The 20602-nt window shown below is 73.6% G+C and carries 7 protein-coding genes; 6 read left to right on the forward strand and 1 reads right to left on the reverse strand.

All coding sequences use genetic code 11. The annotated features are described in order from the left end of the window. Nucleotides 1–63: 63 nt before the first annotated feature. Entirely contained in the window at nucleotides 64–576 is a 513-nt protein-coding gene (locus ACFWV2_RS26500; protein ID WP_384408511.1) for a DinB family protein, read from the forward strand. Nucleotides 577–764: 188 nt separating this feature from the next. Here the strand turns inward: ACFWV2_RS26500 and ACFWV2_RS26505 are convergent, their stop codons facing one another. After that, nucleotides 765–14009, reverse strand: coding sequence for an amino acid adenylation domain-containing protein (locus ACFWV2_RS26505; protein WP_384408448.1), 13245 nt, complete (start codon nucleotides 14007–14009; stop codon nucleotides 765–767). Nucleotides 14010–14622: 613 nt separating this feature from the next. On the opposite strand from ACFWV2_RS26505, the gene ACFWV2_RS26510 reads away from it, so the two are divergent. The 5 genes from ACFWV2_RS26510 to ACFWV2_RS26530 all read left to right on the forward strand — a co-directional run bounded on the left by ACFWV2_RS26510 (nucleotide 14623) and on the right by ACFWV2_RS26530 (nucleotide 20484). Beyond that, complete coding sequence (locus ACFWV2_RS26510; RefSeq protein ID WP_384408450.1) at nucleotides 14623–15624, forward strand: ABC transporter substrate-binding protein; 1002 nt, start codon at nucleotides 14623–14625, stop codon at nucleotides 15622–15624. 69 nt (nucleotides 15625–15693) lie between these two features. Beyond that, nucleotides 15694–17256: a sugar ABC transporter ATP-binding protein gene (locus ACFWV2_RS26515; RefSeq protein ID WP_384408452.1), complete on the forward strand. Its 1563-nt coding sequence runs from the start codon at nucleotides 15694–15696 to the stop codon at nucleotides 17254–17256. Beyond that, on the forward strand, nucleotides 17253–18356 hold the full coding sequence (locus tag ACFWV2_RS26520; protein ID WP_384408454.1) for an ABC transporter permease: 1104 nt from the start codon (nucleotides 17253–17255) through the stop codon (nucleotides 18354–18356). The genes ACFWV2_RS26515 and ACFWV2_RS26520 overlap by 4 nt, the downstream gene beginning before the upstream one ends. Then, entirely contained in the window at nucleotides 18353–19360 is a 1008-nt protein-coding gene (gene yjfF, locus ACFWV2_RS26525) for a galactofuranose ABC transporter, permease protein YjfF (protein ID WP_384408456.1), read from the forward strand. Before ACFWV2_RS26520 ends, yjfF begins: the two co-directional genes overlap by 4 nt. A 44-nt stretch (nucleotides 19361–19404) precedes the next feature. Further along, nucleotides 19405–20484, forward strand: coding sequence for an aldose epimerase family protein (locus ACFWV2_RS26530; protein WP_384408458.1), 1080 nt, complete (start codon nucleotides 19405–19407; stop codon nucleotides 20482–20484). Nucleotides 20485–20602: the final 118 nt, after the last annotated feature.

Raw genomic sequence — 20602 nt, forward strand, 5'->3', positions numbered from 1 at the left:
GGCACCGTGAACTCAGAGAGCGACGCGCCCGAGCGGTGGAGCGAGGCCAGCGTCTACCCCGACATGTGGGCGGACCCCGACAAGGATCCGCGCAACAGCGAAGGACCCGGCCCCGAAGGTGAGTTGGCGACGTTCCAGGACTTCCTGGGCGGCTACCGACTGACCCTGCGGATGAAGTGCGAAGGACTGGACCCGGAGCAGTTGGCCCGCCGGTCGGTGCCGCCGTCGACCATGTCCCTGCTCGGTCTGGTCCGCCACCTCGCGGAGGTGGAGCGGGACTGGCGGGGCTGGATCCCGCCGGGAGACCCGGAACCGACGCTGTACGGGGACGCCGACGGCGACTTCGAAGGAGTTGCCGCGGAGCAGGCGCTCGTCGACAGCGCGTTCGCCGACCTCGCGCGCGAACAGGCGGCGACCGACGCCGCGCTCCTGGCGTGGCCGGACCTGGGCGCCCGGGTGATCCGGGACGACACCGCCGTCCGCGAACTGTGGGTCCACCGGATCGAGGAGTACGCCCGCCACTGCGGGCACGCGGACCTGCTGCGCGAGTGCGTCGACGGCAGGGTGGGACAGTAGCGACCTGACGTGGGCGCGGGGGCGGACGCTCGACGCCGGTCGTGAAAGCGGTGAGTGCGTACGCGGCGGGCTCCGTGCCCGTCGGGTACGCGGTGGGCCCCGCCGAGCGGCGAACCGCTCCGCCGGGCCCACGCCGCCGTCCTCGTACACCGCGCGGACCGCCGCGCCGAGGCGGCGGTCAGCTCGACCTAGCCCGGTCCGGCGACGGACCCCCTCCGGGGGCGCGATCGCGGGGACGGGAAACCTTCGAGGTCTCCGTCCTCCGCACCCACCACGTGACCCAGCAGGTGCAGCGGCCCCGCCTCGACGCCTGCCGCCTCCATGACCCGCCAGTGCGCCCCCGCGCTCCTGCCGTCCACCAGACCGTGGACCAGGGGGAGTTCCGGGTGCGCGGCACGGAGCAGCGACTCCAGTCGGCACGAGGCGATCGTGCCCGGGAGCCACGACCGCGCCGCGTACCCCGCCGCCGCCGCGGGCGGAAGCCCGGGCGCCGTCCGGCGTTCCACCGCCCCGACGGACAGCAGGCCCCCGCCGACGATCAGCACATCCCGCCGCTGCCGCATCCTCGCCAGGGCGCCCGTCACGTCGAAGCAGTGCGGGAACGAGTCGTCGACGACGATCGAGCCCGGCCGCAGCCGCGACACGTCGAGCACCGCCCCGCCCCCGCTGACGGCCGTGATCAGGAGGTCCGCCTCGTACACGGCCACCGGCAGCGCAGGACCGGACTCGTGGACCTCCACGCCCCGGACCAGACCGCGGGCGATCAGGTCGTCGGCCAGGTGCCGCAGCCGTGGCGCACTGCCCGCGACGTCACACAGGAGCAGCCGTGCGGGCGGCTCGGCGGCCCGCACGAGGAGCAGTTCGAGGGAAGAACCGCCGATGGAGCCGAGACCGGCCACCGCGACGACCAGACCGCCGAGTTCGCGACCCGTCCGCGCGAGCGCGGCGTGGACGGTCGTTACCACGGACACCACCGTCGCCGCATGCCCGGTGGTGACGGCGATCGGAGCCTCCGTCTCGCGCAGGACGCCGTAGCCGTACGCGGTGAGAGACGGGATCATGCCCGCGAGGGAGACACAGCGAGCCCCCAGCGCCGCCGCGTGTTCGACGGCTCGGGCCGTGCGCCCGGCCAGGTCGGGCGTCGACGCCAGCTCGTCGGCGAACAGCGGAAGGCAGACGAATCCGGACCGCCCGAGACGGGTACCGATCTCCTCCACGAGCCGGGGACGCCCGCCGGGGAAGAGCAGTCGGCGCAACTCGTCACGTGACGGCGCGTCGACCTCCGCTCCGCCGAGCGCGGCGAGCTGACCGGGTGGGGGAAGGTAGCCGACGAGAGCGGAGTCCAGCGACACGTCGAGGGCGGGAGGCAGCCCCGAGGGCGACACGCGGGCTGATGCCGATGCCGCACCGTCAACAGTTGCCGTTGTCGTTGTCGTTGTCGATTGCGATGCGGATGCCCGTGTCGCCGACGGCTTCGAGTCCGGGACCGGAGCCGGCGCCGTGACTGGAGCCGCATCCGGGATCGCCCCTGCCCGTACGTCCATCGTCATCCCCCTCCGCAGGGCGTCGGTGAACGCGGCGAACGCCGGCTCGTCGGGGAAAGCGGCGGTGGACGCGCGAAGCGTCACCCTCAGTTCTCCCGCACCGACCGGACGCACCGCGAGGAACGTGTCCGTGCCCACCGGAGGGGGCGCCAGGACGGTGTCGTCCTCGTCCCACCGCAGACTCAGCGTGTCACCGCGCAGCGGGCCGAGCGACGAGAAGTCCAGGAACGTGAAGAAGAACTGAGCGGTCGGTGGCAGCCCGCCGTCCCCCCGAGAGGCCCCGACTCCTTCCGTACGCGCCGCCTCGACCTCCGCCACGACCGTCCGCAGGTCCTCGGCGAACGTGCGGCCCGCCCCTCCCGCACCGGGCGCCGGGCCCGGCCGCAGCGGTACGGCGGCGGCGTACGGCCCGAACACCCGGTCGGCATCGCGCCGCGCGTCGTCCCGGCCGGAGACGGCCAGACCGAGGATCAGGTCGTCCTGCCCGGTCGTCGCGGCCAGCGTCCGGTAGTACGCGGTGAGGACGGGCGCGAAGAGCGTCGTACCCGCGCCGGAGGCGATCCCGCGCAATGCGGCGACCTGGTCCGCGTCGAGGGTGAACCCCGTGGAGCGGTACGGCGGTGCCGTGGCCACCGGGTCCGGCGACCCGGCGCCCACGCGACCCCCGAGGACCGGGCGCCGGTAGGGCTCGTCGAGCCTGCCCCTGCCCTCGGCGTCGCACGCCAGGCGTTCCCGAAGGTTCACGTGGTCCCGGAACGCGCTGTGCAGCGGCGGGAGTTCGGCGGATTCGCCCCGTACGACCCGGTCGTAGACGGAGAGCAGCTCCCGGCCGAGCAGGGCCACGCTGTAGCCGTCGCCGATCAGATGGTGCGCGTGCACGACGAGCGCGTGCTCGGCGGGCCCGAGGGTCAGCAGCCGCAGACGCAGCAGCGGCCATGCCCAGGGCTCGAAGCGGCGGGCCCGTTCTTCGGTGATCCGCGACGCCAGGAGGCCCGGTTCGGCGAGGGTCTCGAAGTCGACCGGGAGTCGCAGGGCGGGCGGGAGCTCCTGCTGGACCGGCGGGCGAGCACCGGCGGGGAACACGGTCCGCAGCATCGGGTGCCGCACCACACAGGCGTCGACGGCCCGCTGGAACGCGTCGCGCCGCAGCGGCCCGTCGATCCGCAGACACGACAGCCACGCCGTGTCGGAGCCGGGTGCCATCGCCTCCGCGAGGAGGAAGCCACGCTGGGAGGGAGTGAGCGGGAACGGGGAAGGACCGTGCGCGTCACCCCGGGTGACGGGGCCCGCGCTGTCGACGGTCTCCGCGTCCGTGGGGGTGCGGTCGATGACAGCGGCGAGGGCGGCCAGGGTGCGGTGGGCGTACACGACCGTGGGCCTCGGCAGGGACCGTATCTCCTGGCGCAGCCGGGCGAAGACCTGGAGGACGAGCAAGGAGTCGCCGCCGAGCTCGAAGAAGTCGTCCTCGCGTCGTACCTCCTCCGTGTCGAGCAGCTCGGACCAGACGCGGGCGAGCAGGACTTCGGTCGGTGTGGTGGGTGGCGTGGAAGGCGGGGCGGGGGCAGGGGTTCCCCAGGTTGCGACAACGGGACCCCCGGACTCGGGCGCAGACCCGGCGACGGCCTCGGGTGCGGCGACGGACGTGGACTCGACGACGGCCTCGGGCGCAGACCCGGTGACGGCCCCGGGTGCGGTGACGGACCTGGACTCGACGACGGCCTCGGGCGCGGAGGCAGTCCCGAACGCGGCGACGACGACCTCGGCCGCGGGCCCCGTGATGGGCCCGGGCGGAGACCCGGCGACCGGCCTCCGCTCCGGCACCCCGAGCCGGGCGCGGTCGATCTTCCCGGTCCCCGTCAGGGGAAGGTCGTCGACGACGTGGATCCGGCCGGGGAGCATGTACTCCGGCAGCGTCCGGGCCAGATGCGCGCGCAGAACCGTGGGATCGGGATCCGGCACGCCCGGCCGGCGCTGAACGAATGCGTTCAGCCGCTCGTCCCGGAGCACCACGGCGGCGCGGGTGACCGCCGGGTGCGCGAGCAGCACCGACTCGACCTCGCCCGGCTCCACCCGGTGCCCGCGGACCTTCACCTGGTCGTCGAGCCGGCCGAGGAACTCCAGCACACCGTTCCCGTCGCGCCGGACCCGGTCACCGCTGCGGTACCAGCGGCGCCCGTCGCGCTCCACGAACGCGGCGGCGGTCAGTCCGGGTTCGCCGAGGTACCCGGGCGTGAGCCCCACACCCGCGATGTGTAGTTCGCCGGACTCACCCGGCGCGCAGCGCCGCCCGTCCGCCGCCACCACGTCGACCTCCGTACCGGTGACGGGCGTGCCGATGGGCAGGACCCGTACGTCGTCGGCGGGGCGGCTGTCGACGATGTGGAACGTGGCGTTGATGGTGGCCTCGGTGGGCCCGTACAGGTTCGCGATCCGCTGACCGGAGCCGAAAAGGTCGTACCAGCGGCGCACATGGGCGGGAGGCAGCACCTCGCCGCCGACGTGGATCCAGCGCAGGGCCGACAGGTCCGGCGGCGCTGCGCCGTCCCGCCTCCGGGTCTCGGCGGCTTCGAGGAGGCGGGACCAGAGGCTCGGGACCGAGCTCCACACCGATATCCGGGCCGACTCGACACGGTCGAGCAGCGCCTCGGGATCGCGGAGCAGTTGTCTGGGCAGGGTGACCACCGTGGCCCCGACGAGCAGGGGCGCGAGGAGTTGGCGTACCGAGGCGTCGAAACAGACCGACGCCGTCTGCGCGAGGCGGTCACCGGCGTCGTACGCGAACGTCGCAAGCGCCCAGTCGAGGTAGTTGGTCATCGCGCGACGGGTGATCGGCACTGCCTTGGGGCGTCCGGTCGAACCGGAGGTGAAGATCACGTACGCGAGCGCGTCGGGTCCCGGGGCCGGGAACTCCGCGGGCTCGGGTCGCGGTTCGGAGGCGGGACCGTCGAGCATGACGAGCGAGACGCCGGCGGCCGAGGCCGGCTCCGCCGCCGACGTACGGGTCTCCGCGTGGCAGACGAGGGTACGGGCGCCGGACCGCTCCAGCTGGTCGGCCAGACGCGCGGGTGGATGCGCCGCGTCCAGCGGCACCCAGCCCGCTCCCGCGCGCAGGATGCCCACGACACCCGTCACGGTGTCGGCGCCCGGCGCGGTCAGGAGGCCCACCGGGTCACCCGGGGCGACGCCCTGGACGCGCAGGCGCCCGGCGAGCGCGCGGGAGGCCTGGTCGAGTTCGGCGTAGGTCATGACGCCGTCGCCCGTGTCGACGGCGACCGCGTCCGGCGTCGCGCGGAACCGGGCGCACAGTCGGGCGACGATGTCCGGGCGCATGTCCGATCGCATGTCCGGCCGCACGTCCGGGCGGACCTCCGACGGCTCCCCCGCCGGGGCGGGGGAGGGACCGGTCGTCGCCGTGAGCCCGGCGGCCCCCGCGAGCCTGGCGGCTTCCGTGAGCCTGGCGGCCCCCGTGACCCCCGCGGCCTCGGAGAGCTCGGCCAGGTGCTCGCGGGCGAGCCGGGCGATCGTGGTCCGTTCGAACAGCCGGGCCGGGAAGTTCCACGAGAACGACAGCTCCCCGTCGGACTCCCAGCACAGCAGGCTCAGCCGGGTGGCGGCGGAGGCCGTCCCGGCCGAGGTCGGACGGACCCGCACGGGGCACTCGGGGTCGAGGGAGACGGGGAACCGCGCGAAACTGAACGACGCGGGCCCGGCCGTACGCGGTCCCGCACCGTCCACCGGCATCAGCCGGGCGAGATCCGCACTCGTCAGCCGACCGTGCCGTTCGCTCTCCGGCCACGCGTCACGCAGCCGCACCGCGAGCGCGTGCACCGGGACGTCCGGGTGTACGTGGACGGGGACCGGCAGGGTGTCGGCCAGGGGGCCCACCAGCCGGTCCACCCCGGGGAGCCGGGTCTCGCGGCGGGCCCGTGCGACATTGACCGACACGTCCTTTCCGCCCCCGCCCCACCGGGACAGACAGCGCGCGTACGCGGCGAGCAGCAGGTGGAACAGCGACACGCCGTGCGCCGCGGCCGCCTCGCGGAGTGCGGCCGACACGCCGGGCCCCGGGGTCACCTGGTGGGCGAGGAGCGGGGGAGCGGGCGGCCCCAGCGGATCCCCGTCGTAGGGCAGCGCGAGCGGCGCTCCCCTCCGGGCGAGCGCCTCGCGCCAGTACGCCCGGTCCTCGGCGAGGGCCGCCTCCGACCGTTCCGCCCGCTCGTGCGCGGCGTAGGCGGCGAAATTGCTTGCCAGCGGCGGGAGTTCGGGAGAGTAGCCCCGGGAGAGTGCCGTGTAGAGCGTCCACAGCTCCTCGCCGAGGATGTTCAGACTGAAGCCGTCGGCGGCGGCGTGATGCACCACGACGACGAGACGGGCGGAGACGGCGGCGTCGGGGGCCCGCGCGATGTCGCCGGCTTGAGCGGTGTGAGCGGTGTGAGCGGTGTGAGCGGTGGGGGCGGTGGGGGCGGTTTGGGCGGCCCGTGCGGTCCCGGTAGCCGCGTTCGTCGCTCCGGTCGCTCCGGTCACTCTGGTTGTTCCGTCCGCTGCGGCCGCCCTGGCCGCTCCGGCCGCTCCGGCCACGCCCGCCGTCCCGGTGCGGGCGAGCACCGCCCGGATCGGGGCCTCCGAGGTCAAATCGAACGGACGGTTGCGCAAGGCCTCTTCGAGCCGCGCCAGCTCCTCCTCGGCCGGGAGGCCACCGGGCAGATCGCGCACCTCGTACCAGGGGGGAACCGCCTCGTGGCCGGACGGGACGACGACCTGTGTGGGCGCGGCCTCCCCGGGGAGGATCCGGAGACGGAGCATCGCGTGCCGCTCGGCGAGCAGCCCGAGCGCCCTGCCGAGCAGGTCGGCGTCGAGCGGGCCCCTGACGTCCTGGGTCACGTACCCGTAGGCGGCGATGTCCGGGTACAACTCACCGAGGGTGTGGAACGCGAGCTGGACCGGTGTCAGGGAGAAGGGAACGCCGAGGTCGGCCGCCCCCGCCGACGGTGCGTCCGGGCCGGGGGCGGGGGACAGGACGTCCTCGGATCCGAGTTGGCGGGCGAGCTCCCCCAGCGTCCGGTGTTCGAAGAACAGCGTGATGGGCAGGGAGCGGCTCAGCTCCGTCTCCAGCCGCTTGACGAGATCGACGGCCATGAGCGAGTCCAGACCCAGGCCGAGCAGCGGTACGTCGTCCCCGAGGTCGTCCGGGGACACGTGCAAGGCCTCCGACAACAGCTGCCTCAGGACGGCCTGTACGCCGCCCGCCGCTGCGGGGCGGCACACGCGAGGCTCGACGCCCGTCCCCAGCGGCGGTGGCGACTGTGCGGCGGAGGCGGCCCGGACCACGCCCGCCCCCGCTTCGGCGGCCGCACCCGCTACCGCTCCCGGCGACGGGGGTACGGCAGTGGCGACGGGGTCACGTCGAGGAGCGGGGGCCGACACGAGGTCGGCCACCATCAGCTGCCCGGCGTCGGTGCGGCAGGCGGCCCGCAGCGCCTCGAGCGCGGTCTCCGTCTCCAGCGGCACGGGCCCGCGCCGGGCGCCGACGGCGAACGCGCCCCTCGCGCCTCCGTTGTCGACCCCCGACGCGCCGTGCACGCCTCCGGTGCCGACGACCGACGCGCCCCTTGCGCCTCCGTTGTCGACCCCCGACGCGCCGCGCACACCTCCGGTGCCGACGACCGGCGCGCCGCTCGCCGCGAGGAGTCCCGTACCGGCGAAGGCGGCGAAGTTGACGGCCAGCCACGGGCGGCCGGCCGCACGCTCGGCGGCGGCGAAGGCGTCGAGGTACGCGTTGGCGGCGGCGTAGTCACCTATCGCCCCGGCCAGGCCCGGCAGCACCGAGGCGACCGACGAGAACGCGACACACACGGCGGGGCGCAGCTCGTGGGCGAGGAGCCCGCGGGCGAGCAGAAGGGTGCCCCGCGTCTTCGCGGCCAGCACCTCGGCCACGTCGTCGGGCGACTTGGCCCGCAGCGTCCCGGGGCGCACCGTGCCGGCCGCGTGCATCAGCACGTCCAGGCGCGGCAGAGTGGCGAGGAGCGCGTCGACGTCGGCCTCGCGGGACACGTCGGCGGTGCGGTACTCCGCGGTGGCGCCGAGCGTACGGAGCTCGGCGAGGAGTCCCTCGGGCGGCACCGTCGAGCGACCGGTGAGGACCAGCGTCGGCCGCCCCCGCCGGGCGAGGTCGCGGGCGAGCGCGCCGCCGACCCCGCCCGCCCCGCCGGTGATCAGATAGACGCCGTCGACCGGCAGGGCCTCCCGTGACCCGGGCCCGTCGACGACCGGTGGGGGCACCGGCCGAGTGGTCCGGCCAAGACGGCGGCCCCCACGCCAGGCGAGAACGGGCGCCGGCTCGCATCCGGCTCCGCGTCCGCCGCCGCTCGTCGGTACGGCCCACGCAGGCCCGAATCCGCCTCCCTCGCTGCCGGTCGGCTCGGCCCGCGCCGGCTCGAATCCGCCTCCGTGGCCGCCCGTAGGCACGGTCCTCGCCGACAGTTCGTGGTCGAGCGCGTCCAGCCGTACGGCGACCTCGTCCAGGGTCGACAGGTCGACGCTGCGGGCCTCGACACCGGGCAACTCCTCGGGCAGCGCCAGGGTGAGGCCGGTCAGCACCGCTTGCGCGGGACGCGGGCGCTCCGTCCCGGTACCGGTGACATGGACGTCCTCGGTGACGACGAGCACGCGAGGACGGTGGAGCGCCAGCTGCGGCAGCAGGCCCTGAAGCGCGGTCACCATGGCACGGTGGGCCGCGTCGAGGTCCGCCGCGGAGTCCGGCTCCACGGCCGGCCCGGCGAGCAGCACGGCGGCGGAGGGAGCGGGTGCACCGTCGGGCAGCGGCTCCCCGGCCCGTCGGACGATGACACCGCGCCCGGTGAGCCGTTCGGCGAACGCGCGGGCGAACGGCGAGTCCGGGCCGCCGAGGAGGACGGTGCGCGGCCCGGGGCCGGGCGTCAGAGGAGCGTCGTCCCACCGGAACCCGTGCAGCAGCGGACGAGGCACGGGGGCGGCGTCGGGCCAGTGGCGGCGCCGCCTGAACGGATACGTCGGTACGGTGACCCGGCGCCGCCCGGCGTCCATCGCCGTACGGTCCAGAGGTACGCCCCGCTGCCAGAGCCGGCCGACGTCATCGAGGAGCCCCCCTGCGCCGTCCCGGCTCCCCGCCGTGAGCGCGAGCACCCGGGATCCGCGCGGATGACCCGCCGCGACGGCGCGCACGGATCCGCCGAGGGAGGCCGAACCGAGCTCGACGAACGTGTCGTACCCCTCGCTCAGGAGACGGTCCACGGCCGCGCCGAAGCGGACCTGCCGCCGCGCGTGGTCCCGCAGGTGCGCCGGATCCAGGACCGGCTGCCAGGCGGCCGTCACCGTGCTGAGCAGGGGCGTGGCCGACGGCCGGAACGTGAGGGCACGTGCGGCGGCGCCGAGCGGGCCGAGCGCGGGCTCCATCAGGGGCGAGTGGAAGGCCCGCGACACGCCGAGCCGGCGTGTGGCGATCCCCCGGGCGGCCAGCTCGTCGAGGGCGCCCTCGACGGCCGCCTCCGTCCCCGCCAGGACGACCTGGTCGGGTCCGTTCACCGCCGCGACACTCAGCGAACCCCGAGCGCCGGCCACCAGAGGGGCGGCCGCGTCCTCGTCGCAGCGCACCGCCGCCATGGCGCCCGGCGCGCACAGCTCCGCCATCAGCCGGCCGCGTTCGGCGGCGAACCGTACGGCGTCGGCGAGCGACAGCGACCCGGCGACGCACGCGGCGGTGATCTCGCCGACGCTGTGCCCGGCGACCGCGTCCGGGGTGATGCCCCACGCCCGGACCTGGCGGGCGAGCGCGACGCCGTACGCGACGAGGAGCGGCTGCGCGACCTCGGTTCCGGCGAGCGTACCGGCCGGGGCGTCGGCGTCGAGACACCAGGCGGCGAGGCTGCGCCCGCCGACGAGTCCCGCATGACCGGACGCCTCGTCGAGTGCCTCCCGGAAGGCCGGGGCGTCCGCGTACAGGGCGCGAGCCTGACCGAACGACCGTGCGCCCTGCCCTGGCAGAAGGAGGACGAGACGTGCCCGCGACCGCACCGGGTCACCGACCGGTGCGGCCCCGCCGAGAGCGGCGAGCCGGTCGGCGAGGTCGCCGTCGGCGACGACGGCGAGACGGTCGGGCCCCTCGTCCCGGGCCGCGGCGACGGTGGCGCAGACATCGCCCTCGTCGAGGTGGGGGTGGTCCCGCAGGTGATCCGCGAGCCCGACCGCGGCGGTCCGCAGCGCGTCCGCTCCGTACGCCGACAGGGTCAGCAGCCGGGGACCGCCCGACGCCGCGGCCGCCGAACGGCGCGGAGCCGGGGCGGGCGCCTCCTCGGATGCGACGTCCCGCACGGAGGGGGCGGATGCGTCGCCCCGTACGGCGTGGTCGCGTGCCGGTTCCCGTACGGCACGGGCGGGCGCCTCCTCCAGTACGGCATGGGCGTTGGTCCCGCCGAAGCCGAAGGCGTTGACTCCCGCGACCAGCGGACCGGGCGCCACCCAGGCCCGTTCCTCGTCCAGCAGGGCGAAACCGGAACCCGCCAGGTCGAGCGCGGGCGCCGGGGTCGTGGGATGCGGGGTCGGCGGCAGTCGGCGCCGGCCGAGGGCGAGCACCACCTTCACCAGGCTCGGCATCCCGGCGGCGTTGAGCATGTGTCCGACGTTGGTCTTCACCGAGCCGAGCAGCCGGGGTGTCCCGTCGGCGCGCGGAGGGAAGGCGTGCGCGAGCGAGCGCACCTCGACGGGGTCACCGACCGGCGTACCCGTGCCGTGGGCCTCGACGTAGGAGACGCTCTCGGGGTCCACATCCGACTCGCGGTAGGCCCGCGTGATGACTTCACGCTGTGTCAGGGGGTTGGGTGCCATCAGGCTCAACGAGCGGCCGTCGTTGTTCACGGCGGTGCCGCGGAGAAGCGCCAGCACCGGATCACCGGCCCGCTCCGCCTCGTCGAGACGCGTCAGGACCAGCGCCGCGCCGCCCTCCCCGGGGACGAAGCCGTCGGCCGCCGCGCCGAACGCGTGACAGCGCCCGGTCGGGGACAGCGCCTGCGCCTTCTCCAGGAGCGCGTACCCGCCGGGTGTCAGGTTGAGGTGGACGCCGCCGACGACCGCGACGTCGCACTCGCCGGCCTGGAGACTGCGGCGCGCCAGGTGCAACGCGACCAGCGCCGACGAGCACGCGGTGTCGACCGCGAGCGCGGGGCCGGTCAGGTCGAGACAGTGCGCGACGCGGGCGGCGAGCATGTTGGGGAGGTTCCCGGTCAGCGCGGACACCGGCAACTCCCGCTCGCCGTAGGCCTGTTCCAGGATCCGTCGGTAGCCGCTGTCACCGGCGGCGACGAAGACGCCCACCCGACGTCCCCGTCGGCGCGCACCCGCGTACCCGGCCCGCTCCAGGGCCTCGTGGGCGAGCTCCAGGAGGATCCGTGCCTGGGGGTCGGTCGTCCGGGCCTCCTCGTCTCCGATGCCGAAGAACTCCGCGTCGAATCCGGCCGGGTCGTCGAGGAAGGCGCCCCGGCGTGCCTCGCGGTCCGAGGCGTCCGCCCACCGTCCGGCGGGCACGTCGGTGACGGCGTCGTAGCCCTCGACGAGCCGGTCCCAGAACGCCTCCGGGGTGTCGGCCCCGGGGAAACGACAGGCCACCGCGGACACGGCGACCACGGGCGCGACCCCGTGGGCCGACCGCTCGGGGGAGGGGGACGACGGGGGCTCGCCCGAGGCAGGTCCGTCGGACGGGCCGTGGGACGGATCGCCGGCCGTGAGGAGCATCCCGGTGAGCGCGGCCACGGTGGCGTGGTCGCGTATGTCCGACGGACGCAGTCGTACGCCGAACTCGTCCTCCAGGGCGGCCAGGACCTCCATCGCCTTGAGCGACGAGCCCCCGAGCGCACGGAAGTCGTCGTGGGACCCGATCTCCTCGACGGGCAGCCCCAGGACCCGCGCCCAGACACCGAGGACGACGGCCTCGACCTCGGACAGGGACCGGGGCGCAGACCGCGCCGCCGACCCTCCGACCACGCTACGAACGTCCCGCGCCGCACCACCTTCGCGCCCGGCCCGGGCGCCGGTGGCCCCGCCCTCCCGCCCAGCCCCGGTGGCAGCCGCCCCGCCTTCGCCCCCAGCCCTCGCGCCGGCCGCCCCGCCTTCGCCCCCAGCCCCAACGCCTGCCGCGCCACCTTCCCGCCCAACCCCCACGCCGGTCGCGCCGCTCTCCCGTCCCGCCCCGAGCGACCCCGTCGCCCCCCGCTCCCCGATCTGCGGATACTCCCCGCGCTCGAAGCGATCGCGCAGCACCCCGCGCCGGAGCTTGCCGCTCGTCGTGCGGGGGAACGCCCGGACGGGCAGTGCCAGGACCCGTACGTCGTCGTGGCCCACCGCCGCCCGCACCCGGTTCCGGACGTCCCGCAAGAGCCCCGAAGACACGGTCAGGGGCGCGGCCGCCGGCGGAGTCGCGAGGAACACCACCACCCGTTCGCCCCCGCCCGCCGGATCGGTGGAGCCCACGACGGCGACCGGGCCACGACCGAGCCCGGGTGTGCCCGCGGCCACCTCCTCCAGGTCGGCGGCGTGGAACGTACGCCCGTCGACGAAGACGACGTCCTTGGACCGACCCGTCACGCACAGCCGTCCGTCGCGCAGGAAACCGAGGTCACCGGTGCGCAGCCATCCGTCGGCGAACGCGTCCGCCGTCGCCTTGGGGGCCCGGTGGTAGCCCCGGGCCACCTGCGGGCCCCGGACCTCGATGTGGCCGACGCGGCGGTCGCCGACGGGCTCGCCCGCGTGGTCGGTGATCCGCACGACGCACCCGGGCACGGGACGGCCGACGTCCATCAGCTCGACCGCGTCGGGACCGGGCACGGTGTCCACCGCGCGGCCCAGGCCGAGGGCGGCCCGGTCCAGGGCGAGCGGCTCCGTCACCTCGCCGGGCGGCGGAAAGGTGACGGCGAGGGTGGCCTCCGCGAGGCCGTACACGGGCTGCGGTGCGTCGGGTGCGAGCCCCGTGGGCCCCATCCGGCGCGCGAAGCTCCGCCACACGGCCGGTGAGATCGGCTCCGCGCCGACCAGGATCATCCGTACACGGCTCAGGTCGAGACGCGCGAGCACGTCCTCCGGGACGCGCCGTTCGACGAGGGCCAGCGCGAAGTTGGCGGCGGAGAGCAGCGTCGCCCGGTGCCGTTCCGCCGCCTCCAGCCACCGTGCGGGACGTTTGGCGAACGTGAGGGGTTCGAGCCGCACCTGCTTGATCCGTGCCGCCAGCGGGACGAGATGGGTGCCGATCAGCCCCATGTCGTGGAAGTACGGCATCCAGGTGGCGATCACGTCTTCGCAGGTGATGCCCGCAGCGGTACGGATCTGCGTCAGATTGGCGAGGACGGCGGCGTGGGTGAGCTCGACCCCCTTGGGAGTCCCCGTACTGCCCGAGGAGAACTGCAGGAACGCCACGTCGCCGGGGGCGCGTTCCGGCAGCCGCGGCGGAGCGGGGTGCTCCCGCAGCGCGTCGAGCGCGAGGGGGCGTACGGAGTCGGGCAGGGCGTCGAGCAGCGGCACGGTGGACTCGCCGACGGCCACCGGCGGCCGGCCGAGGAACTCCCAGACGGGCAGGACCCTTCGTACGTCCGGGGCGAGCGGAACCGGTACGAGACCGGCGGCGACGACGCCCCAGAACAGCGGCAGGAACTCCTCGCTCCGTTCGGCCGGCACCACCACGTGGCTCCCCGGCGCGAGCCCCGCGTCGAGGAGCCCCCCGGCGACACGCAGGGCGTCGGCGAGGAGCGCGTGGTGCGTGACGGTCCGTTCGTCGCCGTCCCCGCCCACATGGACGATCACCTGACCTGGCGTGGCCTCGGCCGCACCGGTCAGTACGTCCAGCAGCACCGTCTCGCCGTTTCCCCGCATCAACGCCCCCGGTCCGGTCCGTCCTGCCGGAGGAGTCTCGGCAGCGCCGCCACCAGCATAGATCGCTCCAAGGAGGGCTCTGAGCTGGGAAGATGCCGGTTCCCTCTCCCGCTGGAGTGCCGACCGGATATCGGCCGGAATGGCGCGGACCTACGCGTGTCAGCAGGTTCGTCATCCGCTCCCGCGCGCAAGCGCGGAGGACGAACAACGTGAGTGTTAACGCTCACAAGCGGGAGCGTCAAGACACGGCGTTCGGTTATGGAGAGGGGTGACGGCGACGGGATGCCTCGATCTCCGCCCAGGCCTTACGCCTCGACGTGGGTCCGGTCTTTCGTCGGCAATCACTTGCCCCGCCTGGCCCTTGGGGCGCCTCTCCGTGCGTCCATCGATCCCTCTCCCATGCATCAAGAACCGGTAACGGTCGTACGAGCCCTTGAGTTACGTCTGCGTTAGCGCTCACAATGTGTCGCGTTCGCCAGCCCGCCGATCGTCGGGGCCGACGCTTCACCCGCTCGCCCGCAGCCACCGTCCCACGCGCAGCCACACCTCCACCGGGCCCGTCGCCTTCAGGGTTCCGCCTCGGTGTCACGCACGTTTCGAGAGGAAACACGACATGGCCCACAGAGCCCTCCGCATCATCGCCGCCGCCGCTCTGGCCGGCAGTGTGCTCACCGCCTGCACCACTGAACCAGCGACCACCGGCAGCACCGGCGGTGCGGGAAAGGGCTCCTCCGACGGAAAGCTGGTGCTCGGGTTCGCGCAGGTGGGCGCCGAGAGCGGTTGGCGTACCGCCAACACCAAGTCCGTCCGTGAGGCGGCCGAGAAGGCCGGCATCACCCTGAAGTTCTCCGACGCGCAGCAGAAGCAGGAGAACCAGATCAAGGCGATCCGCACCTTCATCCAGCAGAAGGTGGACGTCATCGCCTTCTCCCCGGTGGTGGAGTCCGGCTGGGACACCGTCCTGAAGGAGGCCAAGAGCGCCGGCATCCCGGTGATCCTCACCGACCGCGCGGTCGACTCCGCTGACACCTCCCTCTACCAGACCTTCCTCGGCTCCGACTTCGTCAAGGAGGGGCAGGAGGCCGGCAAGTGGCTCGTGAAGGAGTACGAGGGAACCTCCGCGCAGGTCAACATCGTCGAGCTCCAGGGCACCACCGGTTCCGCGCCCGCCAACGACCGCAAGGCCGGCTTCGCCGAGGCCGTCAAGGGCGACCCCAAGTTCAAGGTCATCGCCTCCCAGACCGGCGACTTCACCCGCGCCAAGGGCAAGGAGGTCATGCAGGCCTTCCTCAAGTCCCACAAGGACATCGACGTCCTGTACGCCCACAACGACGACATGGCACTGGGCGCCATCCAGGCCATCGAGGAAGCGGGCAGGAAGCCGGGCGTCGACATCAAGGTGATCTCCGTCGACGGCATCAAGGACGCCTTCGTCGCCATGCAGCAGAAGAAGATCAACGTGGTGGTCGAGTGCAACCCCCTCCTCGGCGACCAGCTCATGGAACTCGCCAAGAAGGTGGCGGCGGGGGAGAGCGTCCCGCGAAGGGTCGAGGTCAAGGAGGGCGTCTTCACCCAGGACCAGGCCGCGGCCGCCCTGCCCGGCCGGCAGTACTGACCTTCCGCCCGCACCGGATCGGGGGGCGGCCCACGAGCCGCCCCCCGTCCCCTCAGGAGAGGAGGGCGGATGGCAGCCCCACCCACCCCCACCGCGCGTACCCGCACCGACCGGCCGGTCCTGGAGGCCAGCGGCATCCGCAAGGCCTTCCCCGGAGTCCTCGCCCTCGACGGCGTGGACCTGCGCCTCTTCCCGGGCGAGGTCCACGCCCTGATGGGAGAGAACGGCGCCGGCAAGTCGACCCTCATCAAGGTGCTCACCGGGGTCCACCCGCCCGACGCGGGAACGATCTCCGTCGACGCGCGCCCCCAGCGCTTCGCCGAACCGCTGGAGGCTCAGGCCGCCGGGATCAGCACGGTCTACCAGGAGGTGAACCTGTGCCCCAACCTCTCGGTCGCCGAGAACATCCTCATCGGCCGTGAGCCCCGACGCCTCGGACTGGTCCACTGGTCGGCCCTCCACGCACGCGCGGCGCAGCTCATCACCGAGCTGGAGCTCGACCTCGACGTCAGGCTGCCGCTCAGCGCGCACTCCCTCGCCGTCCAGCAACTCGTCGCGATCGTCCGGGCCGTGGACATCCAGGCGAAGGTCCTCATCCTCGACGAACCCACCTCCAGCCTCGACCGGGACGAAGTGGCCCAACTGTTCGCCCTGGTGCGCCGACTACGTGACCGGGGCGTCGCGATCCTCTTCGTCACCCACTTCCTCGACCAGGTCTTCGACCTCTGCGACCGGGTGACCGTCCTGCGGAACGGACGGCTCGAAGGCGAGTACCGGATCGACGAGCTGACCCCCGTCACCCTGGTCCACCGCATGGTCGGCAGCGAACTGCGCACCCTCGACGAACTGGCGGAGACCTCGCACACCGGTACCACCGCCACCTCCGACGCCACGGACGCGCCCTTCCTGAGCGCCCGCGGGCTCACCAGGGCCGGTTCCGTCCAGCCCTACGACCTGGACATCCACCGAGGCGAGGTCATCGGCCTCGCCGGACTCCTCGGCTCCGGACGCACCGAGGCAGCCCGACTGCTCTTCGGAGCCGACCACGCCGACGGAGGGGAACTCCGGATCGACGGCCGACGCGCCGTACTGCGGTCCCCGCGCGCCGCGATCGCCCGCGGAATCGCCTTCTGCTCGGAGAACCGCAAGGCCGAGGGCCTGATCGGCGAACTCACGGTCCGCGAGAACATCGTGCTCGCCCTCCAAGCCGCACGAGGCTGGACCAGACCCCTCTCCCGCGCCCGGCAGGACGAGATCGCCGCCCGGTGGATCGAGGTGCTGGACATCCGCCCGGCCGCCCCCGAGGCACAGGTCCGCAACCTCAGCGGAGGCAACCAGCAGAAGGTGCTGCTCGCCCGGTGGCTGCTCACCGACCCCGAGCTGCTGATCCTGGACGAACCCACCCGGGGCATCGACATCGGCGCCAAGACGGAGATCCAGAAACTGGTCACCCGCCTGGCCGCGGAAGGCACCGCGGTCCTCTTCATCTCCGCCGAACTCGAGGAGGTGCTGCGCCTGAGCCACCGCGTGGGCGTACTGCGTGACCACCGGCTCGTCGCCACCCTCCCCAACGACCCGTCTCTGACGCCCGACCGGATCCTGGGCGCCATAGCCACCGGAGCCACCTCATGACACCACCTGACGACACGGTCACCGGAACACGTCCGGCGGCCGGTGCCCGGCGGCTCACCGACCACCGGCTGTTCTGGCCCGCCGCCGTCCTCGCCGCCCTGCTGCTGGGGAACGTCGCCCTCACCCACGACTTCTTCGCCGTCCGCGTCCAGAACGGTCACCTGTACGGCAGCCTCGTCGACATCCTCCAGTTCGGCGCCCCCCTCGTCCTGGTGTCGCTCGGCATGACCCTGGTCATCGCCACCCGGGGCATCGACCTCTCGGTCGGCTCGACCGTGGCCATCGCCGGCGCCCTCGCCTGCGAGCACATCGTGACCGCCGAGGACCCCGGAAGCCTGGGCACCGTCCTGTCGGCGGTCGCGGTGGCGGTCGGGGTCGCCGCCGCGATCGGACTGGTCAACGGCTTCCTCGTCGCCCGGCTGGGCGTCCAGCCCATCGTCGCCACCCTGGTCCTCATGGTTGCCGGTCGCGGTGTGGCGCAGCTGATCACCGACGGGCAGATCATCAGCGTGTCCAGCAGTGCCTACAAGATGATCGGGGGCGGCTACTGGCTCACCCTGCCCTTCGCCGTCCTGCTCGCCGCGGCCCTCATCGCCGTCGCCTCCCTGGTCACCCGACGGACCGCGCTCGGCATGCTGATCGAATCAGTGGGCGGCAACCCGGTCGCGAGCCGGCTCGTGGGAATCAGGGCGGGCGGCATCCTGGTCATGGTCTACGTCGCGAGTGCCGTATGCGCGGCCGTGGCCGGTCTGATGATCAGTTCCAACGTCTCCAGCGCCGACGGCAACAACGCGGGCCTGTGGATCGAGCTGGACGCGATCCTCGCCGTGGTCATCGGCGGCACCGCGCTGACGGGCGGCCGGTTCTCCCTCGGCGGCACGGTCCTGGGCGCGCTGATCATCCAGACCCTCTCGACCACGATCTACACCCTCGGCGTACCGCCGGAGACCACGCTCGTCTTCAAGGCCCTGGTGGTCATCGTCGTGTGTCTCGTCCAGTCGTCCGCGTTCCGCGCGCGGCTCTCGCGCCGTCGCGGACCGGCGGCCCCGGCCACCGCTGCCGGTGACGGGGGAGCCCGTAAGCAGGAGGTCCACCCGTGAGCACCACCCTCGCCTCCCTCACCAAGCCGATCCACCGGCTCTCGGCCCGGCACGCCGCCCGCCTGCCGCTCGTGGTGACGGCCACTCTGCTGATCGCGATGTTCTCGATCGGCTCCGTCCAGTACGAAGGTTTCTTCTCCGCGCAGGTCCTGCTCAACGTCCTCGTCGACAACGGCTTCCTGCTCGTCGTCGCGATCGGCATGACGTTCGTCATCCTCACCGGCGGCATCGACCTGTCCGTGGGTTCCGTGGTGGCCCTCTCGACCATGCTGACGGCCTGGCTCGTCGAACTGAACGGCCTGCCCCTCGCCCTGGCCGTGCCGGTGGTCCTGCTGGTCGGCGCCGGCGGCGGCGCGCTGATGGGCTGGGTGATCCACGCCTTCGAGATCCAGCCCTTCATCGTCACCCTCGCGGGCATGTTCCTCGCGCGGGGTCTCTGTTACATGATCAGCACGGAGTCCATCTCCCTCACCGACCCGGCCACCACCCGCATCGCCCAGACCCGGGTCCTCCTGCCCGGAGGCCTGTTCGTCTCGATCGGCGTGGTCGTCGCCCTGGTGGTGCTGGTGCTCGCCTTCCTCGTCCTGCACCACACCCGCTTCGGCCGTACCGTCTACGCCCTGGGCGGCAACGAATCCTCCGCCCGCCTCATGGGCCTGCCCGTGGGACGCACCAAGGTGGCCGTCTACGCCGTGAGCGGCCTGTGCTCCGCCCTGGGCGGTCTGCTCCTGACCTTCTACATGCTGTCCGGTTACGCCCTGCACGCCGTCGGCATGGAACTCGACGCCATCGCGGCCGCCGTCATCGGCGGGACGCTGCTGACCGGAGGTTCCGGCTTCGTCCTGGGGACCGCCCTGGGCGTGACGGTCCTCGGCCTGATCCAGACCGTCATCAGCTTCCAAGGCACGCTCAGCTCCTGGTGGACCCGCATCGTCATCGGCGGCCTGCTGTTCGTGTTCATCCTCCTCCAGCGTCTCTTCGGCGGATCCCGCCCGGCCGAGTGAGCCACTCCCGCCCCGGCCGCGTCCCCTGCGAACAAGGACCCCGTATGAACCCGTCCCCGGCCTCCTTCGCCGGAGGCCCGCCGATCTGCCGGCTCAGCACGCCTACCGGGGAACGCTGGACCTTCGGTTTTCCCGACGGCCTCGTGGCGGAGGTGCACACCCGCGGCGCCCGTCTCCACGGTCTGTGGGTGCCCGACCGGCACGGCACCCCGGCCGACATCGTCCTCGCCCCGCGCGACCCGGCCCTGACGGCGACCGGCGCCCGGTACTTCGGCGCCACGGTCGGCCGTTACGCCAACCGCATCGCGCACGGCAGGTTCACCCTGGACGGCGAGCCGTACCAGCTCACCACCCAGGCCGACGGCCACTGTCTGCACGGCGGGACCGACGGGTTCGACAACCGGATCTGGAAGGCCGAAAGCGTGCACTCCCCGCAGCGGACCGGTGTGCTGCTGCACCTCCGCAGTCCCGACGGTGACCAGGGGTTCCCGGGAACCCTGGACGTCACCGTCGGCATCCTCATCGGCCGGGACGACGAACTGACCTTCTCCTATACGGCGGTCACCGACGCCGCCACCCTCGTCAACCTGACCAACCACGCCTACGTCAACCTCGACGGTGAGGGCGCCGGTGACGTCCTCGACCATGAACTGGCCGTCGAGGCGGCGCTCTTCACCCCGGTCGACGCGGACCTCATCCCCCGCGGGGGCCACCGACCCGTCGACGGAACCGCGTTCGACCTCCGTCATCCGCGCAGGATCGCCGAGGCACTGGCTCGCCCGGGCGGCCGGCCCCTGCACACGGGCGGTGGATACGACCACAACTTCGTCCTGAGCCCGTACAACGGCATGCTGCGGCGGGCCGCTCACCTCCATGCCCCGGCCACGGGCCGGTGCATGGAGGTGCTGACGACCGAGCCGGGACTCCAGGTCTACACCGCGGGGCAGTTCGACGGAACCGTCGTGGGAAAGAGCGGCACGCCGTACCGGGCGGGCGCCGGTATCGCGCTGGAGACCCAGCACTTCCCCGACTCCCCGAACCGCCCCGGCGACCCCTCGGCGGTGCTGCGCCCCGGCGACGCGTACCGGTCGACGACCGTCCTGCGGTTCAGCACGCGCGACTGACCGCGCGCGGGACATCCTGACACGGTGGTGCCCCCCGGGGGCCGAGGCCGCGGGGCCCACCCAGTCCGGTGCGTGGGGAGGCGCCCGCCCAGCGCGTTGTGCACACCGCGAAGCCCGC

Source organism: Streptomyces sp. NPDC058671 (assembly GCF_042716475.1).
Classification (GTDB): domain Bacteria; phylum Actinomycetota; class Actinomycetes; order Streptomycetales; family Streptomycetaceae; genus Streptomyces.

Coding starts and splice junctions, on each gene's coding strand:
- ACFWV2_RS26510 (WP_384408450.1), top strand. CDS start 14,623: ATGGCCCACAGAGCCCTCCGCATCATCGCCGCCGCCGCTCTGGCCGGC.
- ACFWV2_RS26515 (WP_384408452.1), top strand. CDS start 15,694: ATGGCAGCCCCACCCACCCCCACCGCGCGTACCCGCACCGACCGGCCG.
- ACFWV2_RS26505 (WP_384408448.1), bottom strand. CDS start 14,009: ATGCGGGGAAACGGCGAGACGGTGCTGCTGGACGTACTGACCGGTGCG.
- ACFWV2_RS26520 (WP_384408454.1), top strand. CDS start 17,253: ATGACACCACCTGACGACACGGTCACCGGAACACGTCCGGCGGCCGGT.
- ACFWV2_RS26530 (WP_384408458.1), top strand. CDS start 19,405: ATGAACCCGTCCCCGGCCTCCTTCGCCGGAGGCCCGCCGATCTGCCGG.
- ACFWV2_RS26500 (WP_384408511.1), top strand. CDS start 64: ATGTGGGCGGACCCCGACAAGGATCCGCGCAACAGCGAAGGACCCGGC.